We start from the raw sequence: 2274 nt of genomic DNA on the forward strand, positions 1-2274 counted from the left end.
ACGTATTGCTAAGGTTAAAACGGAGGAGTTAGTTGGATGATCCAGCACCTGGTGATAATCCGATAGAATCTGCTGCGGGAACTGTGCGCTTTGACGAATCTGCTTGTCGCGGCGCCGGTGTCGCCGGTTGTTCTTCGCCGTCCAGGCAAGGGTGCTCATGCTCAGTCAACAAGATCTTGCGGAAGAAGCGCGCATCAGTGCCTTGCATGCGCTGGGGGTGCTCGATACGCCCCAGGAAGACCGGTTCGACCGCGTCACCCGCCTCGCCGTGGCCGCGTTCCGCGTGCCCATCGCGCTCGTGTCGCTCCTCGACCGCGAGCGCCAGTGGTTCAAGTCGCGCGTGGGGCTGGACGCCGGCGAGATGCCGCGTTCGCTCGCCCTGTGCAGCCACACGATCGCCCTGGACGACCTGCTCGTCGTGCCCGACACGCTGCTCGACGAGCGCTTCGCCGGCCACCCGCACGTGACGGGCGGGCCGCGCATCCGTTTCTATGCCGGCCAGCCGCTGCACAGCGTCGACGGGCAGCCGCTCGGCACGCTGTGCATCATCGATACGGCGCCGCGCGCGTTCGGCGACGCCGACCGGCGCCTGCTGGGCGACCTGGCGCGCCTGGCGCAGGATGAGCTGAACCGCGACGCGCTGGTGGCCGCGCGCACCCGCGAACTGCACGACAAGAACGCCGCCCTCGAGCTGGCGATGCGCCTGCGCGTGACCGCCGAGCGCGTCTTGCGGCAGAAGCAGGAATTGCTGGATGCCGTGCTCGAGACGGTGGACGTGGGCGTGGTCGCGTGCGACGCCGACGGCCACCTGACGCTGTTCAACCGCGCGGCGCGCGGCTTCCACGGCTTCGACGCGGAACATGGCCTGGCGCTGGCCGACCTGGCCGCGCACTACGACTTGTACGGCGAGGACGGCCGCACGCCCCTGGGCCCGGAACAGGTGCCGCTTCGTGCGCGCGCTGCGCGGCGAGTGCGTGCAGGACGCAGGCATGACGATCCGCGTGCTGGGCGCCGCGCCGCGCCGCCTGCTGGCGAGCGGGCGCGCGCTGCACGGCGCGGGCGGCGAGCCGCTGGGCGCCGTCGTCGCCATGAAGGACGTGACGGAACTGGACGCGTCGCGCGCGCGCCTGGCCGAGAGCGGCGAATGGCTGCGCACCATCGCCGACAACGTGCCCGCGCTGATCGCCTATGTCGACACGGACATGCGCTACCGCTTCGCCAACGAGCGCTATCGCGAATGGCTGGGCGTGAAGAGCCAGGACATGATCGGCAGGACCGTGCTGGAATCGATGGGCGAGGCGTTCTACGCGCCGCGCCGCCAAGCGCTCGAACGCTGCCTGGGCGGCCACGCGTCGCACCTGGAGATCGAGGAAGTGCGCCGCGGCCGCACCCGCGTGGTCAGCTCGACCTACCTGCCGCACGTGCGCGACGGCATCGTGCAAGGCATCTACGTGCTGTCGACCGACGCCACCTCGGCGCGCGAGTACGAGCGCCAGCTGCACGCGCTCGCGCATTCCGACCACCTGACCGGCCTGCCGAACCGGCGCAGCTACGAGGAACGCTTCGGGCAGGCCATCGCGCGCGCGCGCCGCGGCGCCACGCCGCTGGCGCTGGCCTACCTCGACGTCGATCACTTCAAGCAGATCAACGATAGCCTCGGCCACGCGACCGGCGACGCCGTGCTGCGCGAACTCGCGCGCCGCCTGGCCGCCAGCGTGCGCAGCACGGACACCGTGGCGCGCCTGGCCGGCGACGAATTCGTGGTCCTGCTGGAGCAGGTGGGGTCGCCGCTGGAATGCGAACGGATCGCGGCCAAGCTGCAGGACGCGATCCGCCCGCCGTTCGAACTCGACGGCCGCACCGTGCAGGTCACGAGCAGCATCGGCATCGCCTGGAGCGCGCATCCGGAGCAGGCCGCGCTCGCCCTGGTGGCGGACGAGGCCCTGTACCGGTCCAAGCATGCGGGACGCGATACGGCGTCCGTGTTGATTGCCGGCGCCTGAATCAGGGCAGCTGGAACCGGTAGCCGACGCCGGTTTCGGTGATCATGTACCGGGGCTGGGCCGGATTGTCTTCCAGCTTGTGACGCAGATGTCCCATGTAGATCCGCAGATAGTGGGCATGGTCCGCCTGGTTCGGCCCCCACACGTTGCGCAACAGCTGGGCGTGGTCGATGACCTTGCCGGCGTTGGCGACGAGTACCAGGTGCTGGATCATCCGAACCAACTCCTCCTGTTTTAACCTTAGCAATACACGTAACTGGAACCAGTTACA

The 2274-nt window shown here is 69.1% G+C and carries 2 protein-coding genes and 1 pseudogene; 2 read left to right on the forward strand and 1 reads right to left on the reverse strand.

Translation table 11 applies throughout. From position 1 onward, the window contains the following. Positions 1–157 precede the first annotated feature (157 nt). Positions 158–556: pseudogene (locus tag ACWNCF_RS03570) on the forward strand (GAF domain-containing protein); the annotation flags it as partial. 418 nt (positions 557–974) lie between these two features. Beyond that, entirely contained in the window at positions 975–2003 is a 1029-nt protein-coding gene (locus ACWNCF_RS03575) for a diguanylate cyclase domain-containing protein (protein ID WP_449406045.1), read from the forward strand. 1 nt (position 2004) lies between these two features. Here ACWNCF_RS03575 and ACWNCF_RS03580 read toward each other — a convergent pair. Beyond that, positions 2005–2274: winged helix-turn-helix domain-containing protein (locus tag ACWNCF_RS03580; protein WP_449406046.1), on the reverse strand; the 270-nt coding region annotated here is incomplete at its 5' end.

The sequence above is a fragment of the Massilia phosphatilytica genome, assembly GCF_977014125.1.